We start from the raw sequence: 20,649 nt of genomic DNA, 5'->3' as shown, positions 1-20,649 counted from the left end.
TGTGAAGCTGTTCTTGCGACGGTCAGACTACCGTTCGCCTGCCGCCAGCTGACCGCAGGCCCCGTCGATCTCCTGCCCCCGGGTGTCCCGGACGGTCACCGCCACACCGTGCGCGGCGATGGCCTCCACGAAGGCCTTCTCGTCCTCGGGCCGCGAGGCGGTCCACTTGGAGCCCGGGGTCGGGTTCAGCGGAATCAGGTTCACATGCACGGGCTTGCCGCGCAGCAGCCGCCCGAGCCGGTCCCCACGCCAGGCCTGGTCGTTGATGTCACGGATGAGCGCGTACTCGATCGAGAGCCGCCGCCCGCTCTTCTCGACGTACTCGAACCCGGCGTCGAGGACCTCGCGCACCTTCCACCGCGTGTTCACGGGGACGAGGGTGTCGCGCAGCTCGTCGTCGGGCGCGTGCAGCGAGATGGCGAGCCGGCACTTGAAGCCTTCGTCGGCGAACCGGTGGATGGCGGGCACCAGCCCGACCGTCGAGACGGTGATGCCTCGCTGTGACAGCCCGAGCCCGTCCGGGGCGGGGTCGGTGAGCGCGCGGATCGACTGCACGACCCGCTTGTAGTTGGCGAGCGGCTCGCCCATGCCCATGAAGACGATGTTCGAGAGCCGCGCGGGCCCGCCCGGCACCTCCCCGTCCCTGAGCGCCCGCATCCCGTCGACGATCTGATGGACGATCTCGGCGGTGGACAGATTCCGGTCCAGCCCCGCCTGTCCGGTGGCGCAGAAGGGACAGTTCATCCCGCATCCGGCCTGCGAGCTGATGCACATGGTCACCCGGTCCGGGTACCGCATCAGCACCGACTCGACGAGCGTCCCGTCGAACAGCCGCCACAGCGTCTTGCGCGTGGTCCCCTGGTCGGTCGACAGATGCCGTACGACGGTCATCAGCTCAGGAAGCAACGCCTCCTGCAACTTGCCGCGAGCACCGGCCGGAATATCCGTCCACTGCTCCGGATCGTGTGCGTACCGCGCGAAGTAGTGCTGCGAGAGCTGCTTGGCACGAAACGGCTTCTCACCGATCTCGGCCACGACGTCCTTGCGCTCGGCGGGCGTGAGATCGGCAAGGTGCCGCGGCGGCTTCTTGGCTCCGCGGGGGGCGACGAAAGTAAGTTCTCCGGGCTTAGGCATGGCTGTACCAGTGTCGCAGATCGACGGGAGTGACCCGGGCCCCCGCCCGTCACCGAGGGTGACCGATGACTTCACGGCGCGGGAAGGGTCTTCCTGCCATACGCCCGCGTCCCGGATTCCGGAAGTGATGACGATGCCCTACGCCAAGGTCAACGGCCTGGAGATGTACTACGAGATCCGTGGCGCGGCCCACGGCGACGACCGCCCGCTGGTGCTGCTGCACGGCGGTGCCACCACCATCGGGCTGTCCTTCGACGCCGTGCTGCCCGCACTGGCCGCCGACCGTCAGGTCATCGCCCCCGAGTTCCAGGGGCACGGCCACACCGCCGACACGGATCGCGACCTCACCGTCCCGCACCTCGCCTCCGACGTCGTCGCCCTGTTGGACGAGCTCGGCGTCCCCCAGGCCGACTTCCTCGGCTACAGCCTCGGCGGGCTGACCGCGCTGGAGATCGCGGTACGGCATCCGGACCGGGTCGGCCGTCTGGTGCCGGTCTCCGCCCCGTACACCCAGGACGGCATGCGGGACGAGATCCGCACCCCCGACTACACCTCGCCGCTGCTGCCCACGCGGGCCGACTTCGAGGACATGGCCGCCGGGTACGCCGCCGTCGCCCCGCACCCCGAGCACTTCGAGGCCTTCCTCGGCAAGGTCTCGGCGGCGGCCCACGCCCCGCTGCCCTGGACCGCGGACGACCTGCGCGGCCTGACCTCACCGGTGCTTGTGCTCATCGGCGACTCCGACTTCGTACGCGTCGAACACGCGGCGGAGATGCAGTCGCTGATCCCCGACGCCCGGCTGGCCGTCCTGCCCGGCACCACACACATGACGGTCCTGCGGCGGACGTCCGTGGTGCTGCCGCTGCTGACGGAGTTCCTCGGCCACCAGGCGACGGTGTAGCCCGCTCCACCCGCGGTACGGGTGACCGCTCCCTCGTGACGACGCCCGTGCGACGGAATCGTGGTCGGCACCGATCCAGCGCACGTGCCTTCCAGGAGGGGACCGTTTCCATGGCAACAGCCAACCGGGCAGCCAACCGCCGCCGCCGTATCACCGTCATCGCCACCACCGCGGCCGCCGTCGCCCTGACCGCCGGGCTGGTGACGGGGTGCGAGGGCGGCGACGACGCGCTGGACTGTCTCGGCAACGCCGACACGATCTCCGACAGCCTCAAGGCGATCCACGACGGCGACTCCATCGACACCGTCGAGAAGAACCTCGCCACCCTCGACGACGCGACGGACGACGGCAAGGTCGACACGGCCGTCAAGGACCTGAAGAAGGGCGCTGGAGGACTACAACGAGGCCGTCCTGAACGGCGACACCGATCCGGACAGCAGCCGGATCGACGCCGCTGCGAAGGAGCTGAGGGACGTCTGCACTCCCTAGATCGGAAACAGGCGCCGGAACATGAGGAGCCCCCGCCGAAGCGGGGGCTCCTCATGTATGTCCGTACGTACGTCGCTCAGCCGGAGCCGACGAACAGCACCAGCAGCAGCCACACCACCGGCGCGGTCGGCAGCAGCGAGTCCAGCCGGTCCATGATGCCGCCATGCCCCGGCAGCAGCGTGCCCATGTCCTTGATGCCCAGGTCGCGCTTGATCATCGACTCGCCGAGGTCACCGAGCGTCGCGCTCGCCGCCACCGCGAGACCCAGCAGCAGACCCTGCCACCAGGTGCCGTCGTCGATCAGGAAGTGCATGCACAGCGCGCCCGCCACCATCGCGAACGACACCGCTCCGAGCAGGCCCTCACGGGTCTTGCCGGGGCTGATGCGCGGCGCGAGCTTGTGCTTGCCGAAGCGCCAGCCGACGGCGTACGCCCCGGTGTCGCTGACGACGGTGAGGAGCAGGAACGTCAGCACCCGCTGCGCGCCGTCGTCGGCGGTGAGCATCATCGCCACGAACGTGGCCAGGAACGGGACGTAGAAGGCCGCGAAGACGCCCGCGGTGACGTCCTTGAGGTAGCCCTCCGGCGGTTCCGTCATCCGCCAGACCAGCACCGCGAGCGCGGTGAGCGCCATCGCCACCCATGCGCCCTCGGCCTCCCGGACGTACCCGGCGACGACCATGGCCGCACCGCCGACCGCCAGCGGCACGAGGGGCGCCTTGATGCCCTTGCGCTCCTCCAGCCGCGACGTCAGTTCCCACAGGCCGACGACCACGGCGACCGCTATCACGCCGATGAAGACGGCCTTGACGACGAAGAGCGAGGCGACGATCACCGCACCGAGCCCGACCCCGACGCCTATGGCCGCGCCCAGGTCACGCCCCGCGCTCTTCTTCTGCGGCGCGGAAGCCGGCTGCGGGGCGTCGGGCATGGGCTCCGGATTCTGCGTCTGCGGCGCCGCCGCTCGGGGCTGCGCCGACGTGGTCTCGTCGCGGAACGTGTCGTCCCGGAACGTCTCGTCCCGGAACAGGGGGCCACTCAGCCGAGCGGCTCCCGGGTCGTCATCCTGGTCTCCGCCATACGCGGGTACGTCGGGCACGATGGGCATGGGGCGAGTGTGCTGCGCCTCAGGCGCATCGTACGCGGGACCCGCCGGGGCAGCCCCCTGGACAGGCCCCTGGTCGGTGGGCCCCCAGTACCCGGCGTGCGGCGCGGCCCCCGGCGGAGAGCCCCAGGAAGAGTCGTTCATCAGACTTCGAGAAGCTCCGCTTCCTTGTGCTTGAGGAGCTCGTCCACCTGGGCGACGTACTTGTGCGTCGCGTCGTCGAGCTCCTTCTCCGCACGGCGGCCCTCGTCCTCGCCGACCTCGCCGTCCTTGACGAGCTTGTCGATCGCGTCCTTGGCCTTGCGGCGGACCGAGCGGATGGACACGCGGGAGTCCTCCGCCTTGCCCTTGGCGACCTTGATGTAGTCGCGGCGGCGCTCCTCGGTGAGCTCGGGGAACACCACTCGGATGATGCTGCCGTCGTTGCTCGGGTTGACGCCCAGGTCGGAGTCGCGGATCGCCTGCTCGATGTTGCGCAGCGCGCTCTTGTCGAACGGGGTCACGACCGCCATCCGCGGCTCCGGCACGGAGAACGAAGCCAGCTGGTTGATCGGCGTCGGCGCGCCGTAGTAGTCGGCCACGATCTTGTTGAACATCGCCGGGTGCGCACGGCCGGTGCGGATCGCGGCGAAGTCCTCCTTGGCGACCACGACGGCCTTCTCCATCTTCTCCTCGGCCTCGAGGAGGGTCTCTTCGATCACCACTTGCTCCTGCGTGTCTTGAAGTAGGCCCGGCTGCGGTTCCATGTGCGTGGGGCGGCGGCCGGCTGCGTCGCGTCTTCTTCCTGCACGGTTCCCGACCGGCAGGACATTGTCCATCCCCCGGTCAGGGACCGGGTCCAACTGGGGTCAGTCCCGGCTGTCCTGGTCACCGACAAGCGAGCCGATCTTCTCACCCTTGACGGCGCGCGCGATATTGCCCTCCGTCAGCAGCTCGAAGACGAGGATCGGGAGCTTGTTGTCGCGGCACAGCGTGATGGCGGTGGCGTCGGCGACCTTGAGGTCGCGGGTGATGACCTCGCCGTAGCCGAGGGAGTCGAACTTGACCGCGTCGGGGTTTTTCTTCGGGTCGGAGTCGTAGACCCCGTCCACGCCGTTCTTGCCCATGAGGAGCGCCTCGGCGTCGATCTCCAGGGCGCGCTGGGCGGCGGTGGTGTCGGTGGAGAAGTACGGCATGCCCATACCGGCGCCGAAGATGACCACGCGGCCCTTCTCCAGGTGGCGCACGGCGCGCAGCGGGATGTACGGCTCGGCGACCTGGCCCATCGTGATGGCGGTCTGCACGCGGGAGTCGATGCCCTCCTTCTCCAGGAAGTCCTGGAGGGCGAGGCAGTTCATCACGGTGCCGAGCATGCCCATGTAGTCGGAGCGGGCGCGGTCCATGCCGCGCTGCTGGAGTTCGGCGCCACGGAAGAAGTTGCCGCCGCCGATGACGACCGCGATCTCCGCTCCGTCGCGCACGACGGCCGCGATCTCGCGGGCGATCTTGTGCACCACGTCCGGGTCCACGCCCAGGCCCCCACCGCCGGAGAAGGCTTCTCCGGACAGCTTCAGCAGAAACCGGCCGCTCACTTTGCCGTCGTCGCTCTTCTGGGCCTTGGTGGTCATCGGATTCTCCTCATGGTGCACATACGAAGAAGGCCATTGCCGATGGGAACTGGTTCGCATCCCATGCGCGGCAATGGCCTCCTCGTCAGATCTGCTGTCGTCCGCCACGCGCGTGCGTGGCGGCGTACCGGACGACTGCCTACGACCCTATCGGGGTCCGGCGTCGTGCGCGGTACGGACTCAGATGCCGACCTTGATACGCGTGAAGCGCTTCAGGGTGACACCGGCCTCGTCCAGAACCTTCTGGACCGACTTCTTGTTGTCCAGCGCGTAGGGCTGGCCGAGCAGGGTGGCGTCCTTGAAGAAGCCGTTGACGCGACCCTCGACGATCTTCGGCAGGGCGGCCTCGGGCTTGCCCTCGGCGCGGGTGGTCTCCTCGGCGACGCGACGCTCGGACTCGACGACGTCGGCCGGCACGTCCTCCTTGGAGAGCCACTTCGGCGCGAAGGCGGCGATGTGCTGGGCGATGCCCTTCGCCAGGTCGGCGTCGGCCTTGTCCAGCTCGACCAGGACACCGATCTGCGGGGGCAGGTCGGGCATGGTGCGGTGCATGTAGGAGAAGACGAAGCCGTCGGCGAACTGCGCGAAGCGGTCCAGGACGATCTTCTCACCGAGGTTGGCGTTGGCCTCGTCCACGAACGCCTGGACGGTCTTGCCGGCCTCGATCTCGGAGGCGAGCAGGGCCTCGAGGTCGGCCGGGGAGGTCGCGGCGACGTGCTCGGCGATCTGCTGGGCGACAGCCTGGAACTTGTCACCCTTGGCGACGAAGTCCGTCTCGCACTTCAGCTCGACCAGGACACCGGAGGTGTTGTCGTCGGCGATGAGGGAGACCACGGCGCCGTTCTCGGCGGAGCGGCCCTCGCGCTTGGCGACGCCCTTCTGGCCCTTGATGCGGAGCGCCTCGACGGCCTTGTCGACGTTGCCCTCGGCCTCGTCCAGCGCCTTCTTGCAGTCCATCATGCCGGCGCCGGTGAGCTCACGGAGCTTCTTGACGTCGGCGGCGGTGTAGTTCGCCATGATTCCTGGAATCTCTCTCGAAGTCTGAAGATCTACGGGCCGAACGGCGGGGGCTGGTGGGCCCCCGCCGTCAGAAGGACCCGAAGGGGTGAGGGGTCAGGCCTGCTCGGCCTCGGCGGCCGGAGCCTCGGCCTCGGCGGCGGGGGCCTCAGCGGCGGGCGCCTCGGCCTCAGCGGCGGCGGGAGCCTCAGCCTCGGCGGCCGGGGCCTCCTCGGCCTTCTTCTCGCCCTCGAGCAGGTCGCGCTCCCACGCGGCGAGCGGCTCGCCCGCGCCCTTGTCACCCTTGTCGCCGGTGGCGACGCCGGAGCGGGCGATGAGGCCCTCGGCGACGGCGTCGGCGATCACGCGGGTGAGCAGGGTGACGGAGCGGATCGCGTCGTCGTTGCCCGGGATCTTGTAGTCGACCTCGTCGGGGTCGCAGTTGGTGTCGAGGATGGCGACGACCGGGATGTTGAGCTTCCGGGCCTCACCGACCGCGATGTGCTCCTTCTTGGTGTCCACGATCCAGACGGCGCTGGGCACCTTGGACATCTCGCGGATACCACCGAGGGTCTTCTCCAGCTTGGCCTTCTCGCGCGAGAGCACGAGAAGCTCCTTCTTGGTGAGACCGGACGCGGCGACGTCCTCGAAGTCGATCTGCTCGAGCTCCTTGAGGCGCTGCAGACGCTTGTAGACGGTGGAGAAGTTGGTGAGCATGCCGCCCAGCCAGCGCTGGTTCACGAAGGGCATGCCGACGCGGGTCGCCTGCTCGGCGATCGCCTCCTGCGCCTGCTTCTTCGTGCCGACGAACATGACCGTGCCGCCGTGGGCGACGGTCTCCTTGACGAACTCGTAGGCGCGGTCGATGTACGACAGCGACTGGAGCAGGTCGATGATGTAGATGCCGTTGCGCTCGGTGAAGATGAAGCGCTTCATCTTCGGGTTCCAGCGACGGGTCTGGTGACCGAAGTGGACGCCGCTTTCCAGCAGCTCCCGCATCGTGACGACGGCCATGGCCGTTCTCCTTGGTTTCTCGGTTATGTCCTGACGCCCGGCACGCGCCGTGCCACGTACACATGTGCGTACGGGACCGAAAGGCGCTGACATCGATGGCCACGAGAGCCCGATGTCGGGGCGTGCGAAGTCGACCCGGTGACCCGGATCGCCAGAAGAAGTGTACGGGACCCGCGGGGCACCGGGTGACGCCGCTGTCCACAACCGGGGCACGGTCCACAGGTCCCGGCCATGATCAGTGCTGCTCAGGCACGGTTTGAGGCATGCGACGCCTGCACAGCGCACTGCTGCCCGCACTCCTGATCCCGCTCCTGACGCCCCCGGCCCCGACCGTCCCGCCCCCGCCTGCCGCCCCTTCGGCCCCGCCCATCGCCCGTGCCTGGCCGGTGGGCGTACGTCCACCTGTCCTACGCACCTGGGAACCTCCACCCACGCCCTACGCCCGGGGCCACCGGGGCGTCGACCTGGCAGCACCCCCGGGCACGCCGGTACGAGCGGTCGCGGCCGGCCGCGTCGCCTTCGCGGGTCGGGTGGCCGGAAAAGGCGTGCTCTCGATCGCCCTCACGGGCACGGACCTGCGCACGACGTATGAACCGGTACGGGCGACGGTGAAGAAGGGCGAGGAGGTGACGCCGGGAGAGACGGTGGGGACGGTGGAGCCGACAGGCTCCCACTGCACGACGCCATGCGTCCACTGGGGCCTGCGCAGGGGGGACACCTATCTGGACCCGCTCTCCCTGCTACCACCGTGGCTCCTACGCGGGGGCCCGTCCAGGCTGCTACCGGTTCTGGATGTACCGCTCCCCACATAGCCGCGGGCAGTCGTGCCGCTGGGGCGGCACGGGTGGGCGCTGGGGGCCCCTCCGGGGGGAGGCACCCTGCAAGCGCGGGCGAGCGAAACGCTCCCACCGCGACCCCACGAATCTCAGCCCCGCACACCCCGCAGAGCCATCGTCACCGCGGCCTCGGTGATCGCCGCGGGATCCTCCGCCGCCCCCAGCTCGATCCGCCGCACAGCCGCGTCCACGACCCCCTGCAGCAACATCGCCGCCAGCCGGGGCTCCGCATGCCCCATCTCCCCCAGCGCCTCGCCGATCATCGCGACCAGCCCCCCGTGCGCGGCCCGGATCTTCTCCCGGGCCCCCGCATCGAGCTCACTCGCGGAAATGGCGACGACAGCCCGATGCCGCCGGTCCCCGACCAGCGCCAACTGCGACCGCACATACGCCTCGACCTTGGCCTCGGCCCCTTGCGCCGAGCCCATCGCCGCGGCGACCTCCGCGGCCCAGACCGGGAAGTCGACCTCGCACAGCTCCTCGACGACCGCGGCCCGCGACCGGAAGTACTCGTAGACCGACGACCGCGCCAACCCCGTCCGCTCGGCGAGAGCCGGAAACGTCAGCGCCTCCGTCCCGCCCTCGGACAGCAACGAACGAGCCGCGTCCAGCAGGGCGGCTCGCTGCATCGACCGGTGCTCGGCCACGGAGGCCGCTCGAATCCTTGGCACGTCCACCACTTTACGGACGCGCCGCCCCGGACGGGAGTCACTCGACCCCAGCTCGGTCCATCCAGCCAGGTCACCGACCGAAGCCGGCCAGTTTCGCCCGCAATTGCAGCACCGACTTGGTATGGATCTGGCTGACCCGGCTCTCGGTCACACCCAGCACGTTCCCGATCTCCGCGAGGGTCAGCCCCTCGTAGTAGTAGAGCGTGACCACGGTCTTCTCCCGCTCGGGCAGCGTGTTGATCGCCCGCGCCAGGAACCTCCGCAGCTCCCGGTCCTCGGCCACCTCCACCGGATTGTCGGCGGCGGTGTCCTCCAGCGTGTCCATCAGACTCAGCCGGTCCCCGCCCTCGCCCCCAACATGCAGCAGCTCCTCCAGAGCCACCACGTTCGCCAGCGACAACTGGCTGAAAACCGCGTGGAGTTCGTCGACGGCGATCCCCATCTCGGTCGCCACCTCACCCTCGCTCGGCGTCCGCCGCAGCCGCGCCTCCAGCGTCGCGTACGCCCGCTCGACGTTGCGCGCCTTCTGCCGCACCGACCGCGGGATCCAGTCCAGCGCCCGCAGTTCGTCGATCATCGCGCCCCGGATCCGGGTGATCGCGTACGTCTCGAACTTGATCTCCCGGTCGATGTCGAACTTCTCGATCGCGTCGATGAGCCCGAAGACACCCGAGGACACGAAGTCGGCCTGCTCGACATTGGGTGGCAGACCGACGCTCACCCGTCCCGCCACGTACTTCACCAGCGGTGAGTAGTGCAGGATCAGCTGCTCCCGCAGACGCTCGTCCGCCGTCGCCTTGTACGACCGCCACAGCTCGTCGAGCGTCGAGGGAGCGGGCGGCCGCACGCTGCCACCGTCGCGGGCGGCTGGGGGGACCGCCGCCCGGTCGGACCCGGAGGTGTGCTGGGGCATTCGTCGCCTTGTGCCGTTCTGCCGTGAAGTGGGGATGGCTGGGTGAGCTGTCGGTCTGATGCTGATCTGAAAGCTCTGATGCCGTTCTGGAGTCTCTGAGGTGGATCTGTGGTCGAGTCGCCGTTCCGTGCCGGAATCCCCGTGAGCGTAGCGTGACTGGAGTGTCGCGGTGTGCGAAGGACGAGCCGTCGGCCGTGCGCAGATACGTTCCTCTCGCCGTCCCGCAGGGTCACGCCGACAACTCAGCGTGACCGCGCTCCACCCTCAACTGCGGGAATTCCCAAGGCTGTAGGGGTTCCCCCGGACGGCCGAACACGCTCGGTCAACTCGGACTCCGACCACCACGGACGGAGATCACGGCCTGGCGTGTCAACTTCCAGCCGTCGCCGTGTCGTTCGACGTAACCAAGTGATCGGAGCTCGTACAGTCTCGCGACCGCCTCGTCCTGTGTCGTCTGCGCTCCCCGCCCGACCTCGGCCGCGGTCGCCGAACGACGTGACGGCAGCGCGTCGAGGACTCTTCGGGCGCCGGGTTCGAGCAGGTCGCGGGGGACCACCGGCCCTCTCCGCTCCGGCGCGAGCTCCCCCATCTCACCGACCACCTCGACGACTTCCTCGGCGTCGGTGACGAGTTCGGCGTCGCCGCGCAGCAGTTCGTGGACGCCGGCGGAGAGGGCGCTGGTCGCCGGGCCGGGCACGCCCATCGTGTGCCGCCCGAGCCGTTGCGCCGCACGCGCGGTGACCAGCGAGCCGCTCCGGTACGCCGCCTCGACGACCACGGTCCCTCTGGTCAGGGCGGCGATGACGCGGTTGCGCAGCACGAACCTGCTCGGTGTCGGATGATCCCCCGGCGGCAACTCCCCCACCACCAGACCCTGTTCGGCGATCCTGGTGATCAACTCGGTGTGTCCGCGCGGATAGGGCCGATCGACCCCGCAGGCCAGCACGGCGACCGTGGCGCCCCCGGCGCCGAGCGCTCCGCGATGCGCGGCCCCGTCGACGCCGTAGGCGCCGCCGGACACGACGACCCATCCGCGCTCGGCGAGCCCCGCGGCGAGGTCGGCCGCCATATGGGCGCCGTACTCGGTGCACGCCCGAGCGCCGACCACGGCGACCGACCGCAACGCCCACATCCGCAGACTGGGCCGCCCCCGGACCCACAGCCCGAGCGGCCTCGTGTCCCCCAGGTCGTCCAGCTGCCCGGGCCACTCACCGTCGCCCGGACACACGAACCGCATGCCGGCCTCAGCCGCGACCGCGAGATCCCCCTGGGGCTCGGCCCGGGCCGCCCGCGCGACCAGCCCGGCCCACCGCTTCCCGCTCACCCCGGGCAACACCTCCCGCCCGCCCCGCAACCGCCGGGCCACCTCCCCCACCCCGAACTCCCGCACCCAGCGCCCGGCAACCTCGTCCCCGGGTTCGATGACACGGCTGAGGAAGACCCGGGCGAGCAGTTCACGGCCCGGATCGTCGCCTCCGTTCACGTCAACGCCCCGATGGCCATGGGCACGCCCCTGGGGACCCCGGTGCGCAGTTGCAGCGCCAGGGCGACGTCGACCGCGTCGGGCCGGTCGTGCCCCACGAGGTCGGCGACCGTCCAGGCGACCCGCAGGACACGGTCGAGCCCTCGGGCCGTCAGCACACCCCGTTCAAGGCTGCGCTCGGCCTCGTCCATCGCCCCCGGAAGCGCGTGCCAGCGACTGCGCAGCTCACGGCCCGGCACTTCGCTGTTGGTCCCCCATGGAGTACCGACCAGGCGTGCCGCCGCGCGTTCCCTGGCGGCCCGCACCCGATCGGCGACCACGGCCGTCGACTCGCCCCGGGCGTCAGGCCGGGCCAGCTGCGCCCGCGTGACGCGGTCCACCTCCACCCGCAGGTCGACCCGGTCGAGGAGCGGGCCGGAGAGCCGGGCCTGGTACCGGCGGATCGCCGAGGGCGGGCATTCGCAGAAGTCGTCGGTCTGGGAGAAGCGCCCACAGGGGCACGGGTTGGCCGCGAGCACCATCAGGAACTTCGCCGGGAACCGCACCACACCCGCGCTGCGGGCGATCACCACGTGCCCCGCCTCCAGGGGCTGGCGCAGCGCGTCCAGCGCCTGACTGCTGAACTCGGGGCTCTCGTCCAGAAAGAGCACCCCTCGATGAGAGAGCGACACCGCCCCGGGCCGGGCGATGCCGGGACCGCCGCCCACGAGCGCCTGCATGGTGGCCGAATGGTGCGGAGCGCAGTAAGGAGCGACGTCGATCAGGGGCTTGCCCGCAGGCAGGAGCCCGGCCACCGAGTGCACCGCCGTGACCTCGAGCGACTCCTGCCGGGTCAGCCGCGGCAGCACCGCGGGCAGTCGTTCCGCCAGCATCGTCTTGCCGGCGCCCGGCGGCCCCTCCAGGAAGAGGTGATGACCGCCGGCGGCGGCGACCTCCACCGCCGTGCGTGCCGAGAGCTGGCCCACGACGTCGGCCAGGTCATGGCCTTGGTCCTGCTGCGCGGCGCCCAGGCTGTGCATACCGGTGGCCGCGCCCGTGCCCGGCATCCGCAGCCCGGCGAGCAGGGGGTCGGGGCGGCCCTCCTCCTCCGGCTCCTCGTCCGGGACGGGTTCGTCCGCCAGCACGGCGATCAGTTGGCGCAGACTGCGGATGCCCAGGACCGAGACGCCGGGCACCAGCGAGGCCTCGGCGGCGGCGCATTCCGGCACCACCACCTGCTCGTACCCCGCGTCCGCGGCCGCGATCACCGCCGGCAGGATGCCCCGTACCGGCCGCACCCGCCCGTCCAGCCCCAGCTCCCCGATCATCACGATGTCCGCCAGCACCCGCGGATCGATCCGCTCGGCCGCGCCCAGTACCGCCGCCGCGACCGCGAGATCGAATCCGCTGCCGCTCTTCGGCACCGACGCCGGGCTCAGTCCCACCGTCAGCTTCTTCGCCGGCCACGCGGCGCCCGAGTTGACCACCGCGGCCCGCACCCGGTCCTTGCTCTCGGTCAGGCTCTTGTCCGGCAGCCCCACCAGCGTGAACGCCGCGACCCCGGGCTCCAGGTCGGCCTGGACCTCCACCACCACGCCCTCGACGCCCACCAGCGCCACCGAGCACGTACGCGCGAACCCCATCTCAGGCCACCCCCCGCGCATGCTCGACGACGGGTGCGCCACGCTCCGGCAGGAGGACGCCGACCAGGTCGATGCGGACGCCGCCCGGCGGCGCCCCTCCATGGGCGTGGATCCAGCATTCGGCGAGGCCGCGCAGCCGCTCCGCCTTCTCGGGGGTCACCGCGGCCATGGGGTGCTCGAAAGCACCCGCCGCACTCGTCCGCCGTGTCTTGACCTCGCAGACGACCAGGACCTCTCCGTCCCGCGCCACGATGTCGATCTCACCGGTCCTGCCACAGCGCCAGTTGCGCTCCAGGACGGTCATCCCGGCCTCCGCCAGCCGCCTCGCGGCCAGCGTCTCGCCGTACTTGCCGAGTGCACTGCGTGCGTTCATGTCGGCACCACCTCCGGCGCCAACAGTCACGCAGCACAGCCACCCTTGTTGATCTTGGTGGACTACTCGGCGACTGTGGAAAACCCAGCCACCCACACGAGCGGCCCCGCTACCGCCCTCACCCGCCCGGCAGCTCCAGGTCGCTCTTGTTGAGCTCCTCGATGTTCACGTCCTTGAACGTGAGCACCCGGACCTGCTTCACGAACCGGGCCGGCCGGTACATGTCCCAGACCCACGCGTCGGCCATCGAAACCTCGAAGAACACCTCACCCTGGACCGAGTGCACCTGCATCTCGTAGTCATTGGTGAGATAGAAACGCCGCTCGGTCTCGATCACGTACTTGAACAGACCGACGACATCGCGGTACTCCCGATAGAGCTTCAGCTCCATCTCGGTCTCGTACTTCTCGAGGTCCTCGGCGCTCATGGCATGTTCCCCTTCAGCCGTGCGATCCCCCCATTGTGCGCCAGTCCCGTCAGCCCCTAGACGATTTCGGTGTCGAGGGTCACGGGCCCGGCCGGGGGACCTTCGTCGAGCAGCCTGCGGAGCAGCTCGGCGAGTCTGGTCGGATACACCGTCTCATGTGCTCGGGTCAGTTCCTGACAGGTCCACCAACGCGCTCCGGCGACGCTGCGCCGTTCCAGATCGGTGAGCGCCGTCGCCGCCGTCACGGTCTGGGTCGTCCGGGCCAGGAAGTACCACTCGTCCTGGTCCCAGCGGCGCCCCGCGAAGGGGAAGGAGCACATCCGCCGCCACAGCACCGGACCGAGCTCGACCTCGGTGATCCCGGTCTCCTCGACGAGTTCCCGCAGAGCGGCCTCTTCACGAGTCTCGTCGCCCTCGACTCCGCCTCCGGGCGTGAACCACCAGTCGTCGCTCGGATCGTCCGGCTCATGGCCGTGCAGGAGCAGGATGCGGTCTTCGGGGTCGAGCAGCACCACCCTGGCGACCTTGCGCAGTCCGCCCTCATAGGTGTCCGCCGCGGCCTCAGCGCGCACCCACGGGCTCCGTCCGGGCAGGAGTGCCGCGCCGCTTGCCGAGCCGCTTGGCGATCGGACCGTAGGCCCCACCGCCGAGCACGAGCACCGCGCCGCCGATGATCAGGGCGGTGATCGTCCGCAGCGGACCCGGCGAGGACAGCGCCCCGAGTTCCTTGAAGCCGCTCGGCTCCTTCAGCATGCCGTTCATGGGCCAGACCACCGCGTCGACGCGGGCGGTCACGGCACTGACCGCGACCGTGCCGCTGGCCGCGTCCGTGAGGTGCGCGGAGGAGTCGAGGGAGCCCTGCCGCTCGTCACCGAGTAGGAACAGCCGACCCTCGGGAACGGTCACCTCGGGGATGTTCTTCCACTCGGCCAGGCTGTCCTTGGGCAGATACGGTTCCTCGATCTGCTTGCCGTTGACGGTCAGCTTGCCCTTGGTGCAGCAGGAGACGGTGTCCCCGCCGACCGCGACCACGCGCTTGACCACCGGAGCGTTGGTCACCCAGCTCTTGTCGGTGAAGACGACGACGTCGCCCCGGCGGATGTCGCCGGCGTCGATGCGCTGCGCGAGCACCCGGTCACCGGCGTCGATGGTGGGCGCCATCGAGCTGGTGGGCACGGTGTACGGCCGGTAGACCACCGCTCCCCAGGCGAACCCGCCCAGGAACAGCACCAGGCCCAGCGCGACGGCCAGCCCGGACAGTCGCTGTCCGGTCCGGCTGCCCACCGGGCCCGGGTTGGTGCCACCGCTGCGCGGGGCCGTACGTGTCGTGCTCTCGCCACCCATGGGTCCGCACCCTACCCGGCGGTACCGGAAGCGGTCAGCCCCCTTTCGGAGACCGAGGTCACGGCCTCCGTAAAGGTTTCACAAGGTCAACCGCAGGGGGTGGTCAGCGGGTCTCCACCGGGGCGGTCTTCCGCCGCCGCCACAGCACCACCGGCACCGCCCCCGCGAGCGCCAGCCCCTGCGGGGCCACGGTCAGTGCGGTGGACGCCGAGGACTGGGTGTTCAGGCCGTCCTGGTCGAAGGTGTCGGGGACCGGCAGGGTGCCCCAGCGGTTGATCGGCCAGGCCTTCACGACGGCGCGCCCGACGACGTCGTCCACCGGGACCATGCCGTGGTGCTTGTCGGTCTGGTTGTAACGGGAGTCGCGCGAGTTCTGGCGGTGGTCGCCCATGACCCAGATGTAGCCCTTGGGGACCTTCACGGTGAACTGGCCGCCCTGGTCGTCCTGGCTGCACGGGGTGTTGCCCGCGTAGACGTAGTCCGCCTCGTTCAGCGCCTTGCCGTTGACCTTCAGCGGGCCGGTGCCCTTGCAGGACACGGTGTCGCCGCCGACGCCGATGACACGCTTGATGAGGTCCTTCTCCTCGGCGGACGGCATCAGGCCGATCCAACTGAGGAACGTCTGGATGGCGTTGGGGTCGGTCGTCGGCTCGCCCGCCAGCCAGTTGTCGGGGTCGTGGAAGACGACGACCTCGCCGCGCTCGGGCTCGGAGCCGAACCAGGGCGTCAGCTTGTCGACGAGGACCCGGTCACCCTGCTGGAGGGTGTTCTGCATCGAGTCGGACGGGATCGAGAACGCCTGCACCAGGAAGGTCTTGATCAGCAGCGCCAGGACGAGCGCGATACCGATCAGGATGGGCAGCTCCTTCCAGAAGGAACGCTGCTTCTTCGGCGCGGGCTTGGACTCGTCCTGACCCTGGTCGGTTCGGGTGCCGTCCCCCTCTCCGCCGGAGCCGTCGCTCGAGGTCACGACGCTGTCAACGGCCGGGTCGGCCGCGTCCACGGGGCGTCCGCGGTGCTCCTCGCCGTCGTGTCCGGACCGTGCGCCAACCGCCACATCCCCCACGCCAACTCCTTACTCTGTGCCGCCGCCTGCCCCATGCACGGCGCAGGCCCACCACTCCCATAACGAGCGGGAGTTCCGCAGGGGTCGGGAGTTGGACAGGTCCATTCGGATCGTCGGAGGCAACCCTATGCGACAGCGGGGGAGCAGCGGTCGACCCGGTCGCCGAGTCGGTCACGGAAGCGTAGGTTTTCGGCTCCTTCAAGGTGTTCCAGTGGCCCAGGGGCCAGGCGATGACCATCGCGCGTCCCACCACCGAGTCCTCGGAGACGGTACCGCCGTAGTCGGTGTCCTGATGCACACGCGAGTCCGCGGAGTTGGCCCGGTGGTCGCCCATCACCCACAACCGCCCCTGGGGGACGGTGATGTCGAACTCCTGCGAGGAGGGAGCGTTGCCGGGATAGAGGTAGTCGCCCTCGGTCAGCGGCACGCCGTTGACGGTCACCCGCCCTTGTGTGTCGCAGCACTTGACGCGGTCGCCGCCCACGCCGACGACGCGCTTGATGAGGTCCTTCTCGTTGTCGGACGGCAGCAGACCGATGAAGGTGAGCCCTTCCTTGATCTGCTTGACGACGACGGGGTCCTCCTTCTTCGTCGTCGTCTGCTCGTCCTTGAGCCAGCCACCCGGGTCCTTGAAGACGACGACGTCCCCGCGCTGCGGCTTGGAGCCGAACCACGGGGTGAACTTGTCGACCAGGACGCGGTCGCCGATCTGGATCGTCTGCTCCATGGAGCCGGACGGGATCACGAAGGCCTGCACGAGGAAGGTCTTCAGCACCAGGGCTATGAGCACGGCGACACCGACGAGAAGCGGTATCTCCTTGACGGCGGAGCGCCTGCGGCGCCGCTTGACCTTGCGCTGGAGCTTGCGGCGCTCGGCGCGCGAGCGTCCGCCGGCGGGGCTGGCGGCGCGCCGGACGCCGGTGGGCAGAAGGTTGTCGGCGGCGTCGCCGGACACCCCGCGCGGTTTGCCGCGGTTACCCATGCGCACCGTCCTCCGCGGGCACACGCGCGTAGGCGTCGGAACGCCGCAGCCGAGTCCAGTGGGCGGTCGGCCATACGATCCAGTCGGCGCGGCCGATCACCTCGCCGACCGGGATCATGCCGCCGCCGGGCGAACCCAGGTGGTCGCGGGAGTCGCTGGAGTGGCTGCGGTGGTCACCGAGGACGAAGAGAGTGCCGTCGGGCACGACGACGTCGAAGGGAACCGCCGAAGGGCTGTCACCGGGGTACAGGAACGTCGACTCGTCGACCGACCGGCCGTTCACCTCGATCCTCCCCTTCTTGTCGCAGCAGACCACGTGGTCTCCCCCCACCCCCACAACGCGCTTGATGTAGTCCGCGTCCCCGAAATACCCGGATCCGTCGAACACGACCACATCCCCGCGCCGCGGCTCGGCACCGAAACGGTACGCCAACTTGTTTACGAGAACGCGGTCCCCGATCCTCAATCCGTTTTCCATGGATCCGCTGGGAATCTGGAAGGGTTGAGCCACGAAAGCGTTGAGAAGCAGCAAAAACAGCAGGCAGAACAGCACGCTCAGAGTGATCCGCCCACCGGGTAGCCACTCGGTGATCCGCGCCACCAACGCGAAACGCGACCGCCCCTCCTGACCCTCTGTGTCCGAGGTCTCCTCGGAGTCGGAAGGGCGGGAGGAGCGGTCGCGCTCCGTCTGCTGTGCTTCGGTGTCCATCGGAGCCAGATGTTATCCGGCCCCGATAAGAACACCCGCGCGAGCTCAGCTGTCGCGCTTCTCCTTGATCTTCGCGGCCTTACCGCGCAGCTCGCGCAGGTAGTACAGCTTGGCGCGACGCACGTCACCGCGGGTGACGAGCTCGATCTTCTCGACGATCGGGGTGTGCACCGGGAAGGTGCGCTCGACGCCGACGGAGAAGGAGACCTTGCGGACCGTGAAGGTCTCGCGGACACCGGCGCCCTGGCGACGGATGACTACGCCCTTGAACTGCTGCACACGGGAGCGGTTGCCCTCGATGACGCGGACGTGGACGTTGACGGTGTCACCCGGGCGGAAGGCCGGGATGTCGCTGCGCAGCGACGCGCTGTCGACGGAGTCGAGCAGGTGAGACATTTCGTCTGCTTTCTTCGCCCATGCCACAGGTCATAAGCGGGAGATAGGTGTTTCATGAGGAGCTGTCCGTGTCGGGGCGGGCGTCGTGTCCCCCTGTGGCAGGGGCGCACGCCGGACGACGCACAACAGCGACCTATTGTTCCACGCCGTCGACCCGACGCCAAAATCGGCCGTACGGCTCCCCCGCCGGGTCGGGCGCCCAGCCCAGGATCGAGAGCATCTCGCGGTCCTTCTTGTCGAAGGCCTTGGGCTCGCAGCGCTCGATGAGGTCGGGCCGGTGGGCGGTGGTGCGCCTGAGGGCCTCGTCGCGCCGCCAGCGGGCGATCCTGCCGTGGTGGCCGCTGAGCAGCGTCTCCGGGATCTCCCGGCCGCGCCAGGCGGGCGGCTTGGTGTAGACGGGGCCTTCGAGGAGGTTCGCCATGGCGCCGGGCGCGAAGGAGTCGTCCCGGTGCGACTCGGCGTTGCCGAGCACGCCGGGCAGCAGCCGTGCCACGGCCTCGGTGACGACCAGGACGGCCGCCTCGCCGCCGGCGAGCACGTAGTCGCCGATGGAGACCTCGTAGACCGGCATCCGGGTCGCGTACTCGTCGATGACCCGACGGTCGATGCCCTCGTAGCGGGCGGGCGTGAAGACCAGCCAGGGCCGCTCGGAGAGCTCGACGGCGAGTTCCTGGGTGAAGGGGCGTCCGCTGGGCGTCGGGACGATGAGAGCGGGCGCGTGGGAGCCGGTCTCGTAACCGTCGGCCAGGATCGTGTCCAGCGCGTCCCCCCACGGCTCGGTCTTCATGACCATGCCGGGGCCACCGCCGTACGGGGTGTCGTCAACGGTGTTGTGGCGGTCGTGGGTCCACTCGCGCAGGTCGTGCACCTGGACGTTGAGCTGCCCACGCGCGCGTGCCTTGCCGACGAGGGAGACGTTCAGGGGTTCGAGGTACTCGGGGAAGATCGTGACGACGTCCAGCCTCATGCGCCGTCTTCCTTCGAGGACGCGATCTCGGCCTGGTCGTCGATCAGCCCGGGCGGCGGATCGATGATCGCCCGCTGCTCCTCCAGGTCGATCTCGGTGACGATCGACTCGACGAACGGGATCATCACCTCGCTGCCGTCGGGCCGCTCGACGATGAAGAGGTCCTGGGAGGGCAGGTGCGAGATCTCGGTGATCCGGCCGACCTCCACACCGTCCTTGGTGACCACGTCCAGGTCCATCAGCTGGTGGTCGTAGTACTCGTCCTCCTCCTCCGGCAGCTCCTGCGGGTCGATCTCGGCGATCAGGAGGGTGTTGCGGAGGGCCTCGGCGCCGGTGCGGTCCTTCACGCCCTCGAAGCGCAGGAGGAGACGGCCGCTGTGGACCCGGCCGGTCTCGATGGTGAGGGGGCCGATGGCGGCGGGGTCCGTGAGCAGTACGGCACCGGGCCCGAGCCTGAGCTCCGGCTCGTCGGTGCGGACCTCGACGGTGACCTCGCCCTTGATGCCATGGGCGCGGCCGATGCGAGCGACTACGAGCTGCACTTTTCGAAGATCTCCTGTCATACGACTGGCCCTACGGCCATACGACTACGGGCCGGGGACGGCCCTAAGGCCCTCCCCGGCCCGAGCCGGTGCTGCGATTGGCGTCAGCGGACGTGGTCCACGTCGACGAGGTCGACGCGGACACCGCGACCGCCGATGGCGCCCACGACGGTGCGCAGTGCGCGTGCGGTGCGGCCGTTGCGACCGATCACCTTGCCGAGGTCGTCGGGGTGGACCCGGACCTCGAGCACGCGCCCGCGGCGCAGGTTGCGGGACGCGACCTGCACATCGTCAGGGTTGTCGACGATGCCCTTCACGAGGTGCTCGAGAGCCTCCTCGAGCATGCTCAGGCCTCGGTCGACTCGGACTCGGCGGCAGCCTCGTCCTTCTTCTCAGCCTTCTTCTTCTGGGTGATGGCCTCACCCTTGCCCTCGTCGTCGCCGCCAAGGGCCTCGAACGACGGGCGCGCGGCCTTGGGAGCGGCCACGAGCAGCGGAGCCGGGGCGGGCTCGCCCTTGAACTTCTGCCAGTCGCCGGTCTTCTTCAGAATGGCGAGCACGGGCTCGGTCGGCTGCGCGCCGACACCCAGCCAGTAGGCGACGCGGTCGGCGTCGACCTCGATGCGCGACGGGTTCTGCACCGGGTGGTACAGGCCGATCTCCTCGATCGCACGGCCGTCACGGCGGGTGCGGGAGTCGGCGACGACGATGCGGTAGTGAGGCGAACGGATCTTGCCCAGACGCTTCAGCTTGATCTTGACTGCCACGGGAGTGGACTCTCCTGTTTTTGACGTGGTTGGGCACGGCGAGAGAGCCGCGTGGGGTTGCGGTACCCGAGTGCCCGATGGACGCGTCAGCCGGAGGAGAGAGGGGTCCTGTGCGACTGTCGAGTACAGCTAGCCATTGTGCCACACCCCGCGGGTCACCTCGGACCGAGGCTGTCGTGGGGGGGGGGGGGGGGGGGCCCCCCCCCCCCCGGGGCCGCCCGGGGGGCCCCCCCCCCGGTCGGGGGGGCCGGGGCCCGCCGGGGTGCCGCACGGCCCTTGGGGGGCCCCCCCCCACCAGCGGCGCCG

The 20,649-nt window shown here is 69.8% G+C and carries 24 protein-coding genes; 2 read left to right on the top strand and 22 right to left on the bottom strand.

Annotated elements, in window-relative coordinates; translation table 11 throughout:
* Positions 1-27: 27 nt before the first annotated feature.
* Positions 28-1,134, bottom strand: a complete 1,107-nt coding sequence (rlmN, locus tag ACIHIX_RS42595; protein ID WP_399965959.1) for a 23S rRNA (adenine(2503)-C(2))-methyltransferase RlmN — start codon at positions 1,132-1,134, stop codon at positions 28-30.
* 127 nt (positions 1,135-1,261) lie between these two features.
* On the opposite strand from rlmN, the gene ACIHIX_RS42590 reads away from it, so the two are divergent.
* Positions 1,262-2,035 carry an alpha/beta fold hydrolase gene (locus ACIHIX_RS42590; protein ID WP_399965957.1) on the top strand — a complete coding sequence of 258 codons (774 nt, stop codon included), beginning with the start codon at positions 1,262-1,264 and terminating at the stop codon, positions 2,033-2,035.
* 565 nt (positions 2,036-2,600) lie between these two features.
* Here ACIHIX_RS42590 and ACIHIX_RS42585 read toward each other — a convergent pair.
* The 5 genes from ACIHIX_RS42585 to rpsB form a co-directional block, all read right to left on the bottom strand.
* Positions 2,601-3,773, bottom strand: coding sequence for a phosphatidate cytidylyltransferase (locus ACIHIX_RS42585; protein ID WP_399965956.1), 1,173 nt, complete (start codon positions 3,771-3,773; stop codon positions 2,601-2,603).
* The gene (frr, locus tag ACIHIX_RS42580; RefSeq protein WP_399965955.1) at positions 3,773-4,330 is read right to left on the bottom strand and encodes a ribosome recycling factor; all 558 of its coding nucleotides are present in this window, start codon (positions 4,328-4,330) and stop codon (positions 3,773-3,775) included. Before frr ends, ACIHIX_RS42585 begins: the two co-directional genes overlap by 1 nt.
* A gap of 147 nt (positions 4,331-4,477) precedes the next feature.
* Positions 4,478-5,236 (bottom strand): UMP kinase, encoded by a 759-nt coding sequence (gene pyrH / locus ACIHIX_RS42575; protein ID WP_399965954.1) that lies wholly within the window; start codon positions 5,234-5,236, stop codon positions 4,478-4,480.
* A gap of 180 nt (positions 5,237-5,416) precedes the next feature.
* Entirely contained in the window at positions 5,417-6,253 is an 837-nt protein-coding gene (gene tsf / locus ACIHIX_RS42570) for a translation elongation factor Ts (protein ID WP_399965953.1), read from the bottom strand.
* A gap of 96 nt (positions 6,254-6,349) precedes the next feature.
* Positions 6,350-7,246, bottom strand: a complete 897-nt coding sequence (gene rpsB / locus ACIHIX_RS42565) for a 30S ribosomal protein S2 (RefSeq protein WP_194084358.1) — start codon at positions 7,244-7,246, stop codon at positions 6,350-6,352.
* 263 nt (positions 7,247-7,509) lie between these two features.
* On the opposite strand from rpsB, the gene ACIHIX_RS42560 reads away from it, so the two are divergent.
* A complete protein-coding gene (locus ACIHIX_RS42560; RefSeq protein ID WP_399965952.1) occupies positions 7,510-8,058 on the top strand; it encodes a murein hydrolase activator EnvC family protein in 549 nt (182 codons plus the stop codon).
* A gap of 113 nt (positions 8,059-8,171) precedes the next feature.
* Here the strand turns inward: ACIHIX_RS42560 and ACIHIX_RS42555 are convergent, their stop codons facing one another.
* From ACIHIX_RS42555 to rpsP, 16 genes are all read right to left on the bottom strand, one after another.
* Positions 8,172-8,729 (bottom strand): TetR/AcrR family transcriptional regulator, encoded by a 558-nt coding sequence (locus ACIHIX_RS42555; RefSeq protein ID WP_399966044.1) that lies wholly within the window; start codon positions 8,727-8,729, stop codon positions 8,172-8,174.
* 94 nt (positions 8,730-8,823) lie between these two features.
* Positions 8,824-9,666 (bottom strand): RNA polymerase sigma factor WhiG, encoded by an 843-nt coding sequence (whiG, locus tag ACIHIX_RS42550; protein WP_399965951.1) that lies wholly within the window; start codon positions 9,664-9,666, stop codon positions 8,824-8,826.
* 322 nt (positions 9,667-9,988) lie between these two features.
* Positions 9,989-11,149: a DNA-processing protein DprA gene (gene dprA, locus ACIHIX_RS42545; protein WP_399965950.1), complete on the bottom strand. Its 1,161-nt coding sequence runs from the start codon at positions 11,147-11,149 to the stop codon at positions 9,989-9,991.
* On the bottom strand, positions 11,146-12,771 hold the full coding sequence (locus ACIHIX_RS42540; RefSeq protein ID WP_399965949.1) for a YifB family Mg chelatase-like AAA ATPase: 1,626 nt from the start codon (positions 12,769-12,771) through the stop codon (positions 11,146-11,148). The genes dprA and ACIHIX_RS42540 overlap by 4 nt, the downstream gene beginning before the upstream one ends.
* Position 12,772: 1 nt before the next feature.
* On the bottom strand, positions 12,773-13,144 hold the full coding sequence (locus tag ACIHIX_RS42535; protein ID WP_399965948.1) for a YraN family protein: 372 nt from the start codon (positions 13,142-13,144) through the stop codon (positions 12,773-12,775).
* 118 nt (positions 13,145-13,262) lie between these two features.
* A complete protein-coding gene (locus ACIHIX_RS42530; RefSeq protein ID WP_003965949.1) occupies positions 13,263-13,571 on the bottom strand; it encodes a DUF2469 domain-containing protein in 309 nt (102 codons plus the stop codon).
* A 56-nt stretch (positions 13,572-13,627) separates the two neighbouring features.
* A complete protein-coding gene (locus tag ACIHIX_RS42525; protein ID WP_399965947.1) occupies positions 13,628-14,143 on the bottom strand; it encodes an NUDIX hydrolase in 516 nt (171 codons plus the stop codon).
* Positions 14,133-14,915, bottom strand: coding sequence for a signal peptidase I (gene lepB / locus ACIHIX_RS42520; RefSeq protein WP_399965946.1), 783 nt, complete (start codon positions 14,913-14,915; stop codon positions 14,133-14,135). The genes ACIHIX_RS42525 and lepB (ACIHIX_RS42520) overlap by 11 nt, the downstream gene beginning before the upstream one ends.
* 103 nt (positions 14,916-15,018) lie before the next feature.
* The gene (lepB, locus tag ACIHIX_RS42515; RefSeq protein ID WP_399965945.1) at positions 15,019-15,981 is read right to left on the bottom strand and encodes a signal peptidase I; all 963 of its coding nucleotides are present in this window, start codon (positions 15,979-15,981) and stop codon (positions 15,019-15,021) included.
* Positions 15,893-16,963, bottom strand: coding sequence for a signal peptidase I (gene lepB / locus ACIHIX_RS42510; protein ID WP_399965944.1), 1,071 nt, complete (start codon positions 16,961-16,963; stop codon positions 15,893-15,895). Before lepB (ACIHIX_RS42510) ends, lepB (ACIHIX_RS42515) begins: the two co-directional genes overlap by 89 nt.
* The gene (lepB, locus tag ACIHIX_RS42505; protein ID WP_399965942.1) at positions 16,956-17,672 is read right to left on the bottom strand and encodes a signal peptidase I; all 717 of its coding nucleotides are present in this window, start codon (positions 17,670-17,672) and stop codon (positions 16,956-16,958) included. Before lepB (ACIHIX_RS42505) ends, lepB (ACIHIX_RS42510) begins: the two co-directional genes overlap by 8 nt.
* A 45-nt stretch (positions 17,673-17,717) precedes the next feature.
* Complete coding sequence (gene rplS / locus ACIHIX_RS42500; protein WP_059198033.1) at positions 17,718-18,068, bottom strand: 50S ribosomal protein L19; 351 nt, start codon at positions 18,066-18,068, stop codon at positions 17,718-17,720.
* A gap of 133 nt (positions 18,069-18,201) precedes the next feature.
* Positions 18,202-19,035: a tRNA (guanosine(37)-N1)-methyltransferase TrmD gene (trmD, locus tag ACIHIX_RS42495; protein WP_399965941.1), complete on the bottom strand. Its 834-nt coding sequence runs from the start codon at positions 19,033-19,035 to the stop codon at positions 18,202-18,204.
* On the bottom strand, positions 19,032-19,577 hold the full coding sequence (rimM, locus tag ACIHIX_RS42490) for a ribosome maturation factor RimM (protein WP_399965940.1): 546 nt from the start codon (positions 19,575-19,577) through the stop codon (positions 19,032-19,034). The genes trmD and rimM overlap by 4 nt, the downstream gene beginning before the upstream one ends.
* Before the next feature lie 104 nt (positions 19,578-19,681).
* Positions 19,682-19,921, bottom strand: a complete 240-nt coding sequence (locus ACIHIX_RS42485) for an RNA-binding protein (RefSeq protein ID WP_003973401.1) — start codon at positions 19,919-19,921, stop codon at positions 19,682-19,684.
* Between the two features lie 2 nt (positions 19,922-19,923).
* Entirely contained in the window at positions 19,924-20,343 is a 420-nt protein-coding gene (gene rpsP, locus ACIHIX_RS42480; RefSeq protein ID WP_399965939.1) for a 30S ribosomal protein S16, read from the bottom strand.
* Between the last annotated feature and the right edge of the window lie 306 nt (positions 20,344-20,649).

Origin of the sequence: Streptomyces sp. NPDC051913, assembly GCF_044593635.1 — a bacterium.
Lineage (GTDB): Bacteria > Actinomycetota > Actinomycetes > Streptomycetales > Streptomycetaceae > Streptomyces.
The sequence above is the reverse complement of the archived record's forward strand: the minus strand, read 5'-3'. Positions and strand labels throughout refer to the sequence as shown.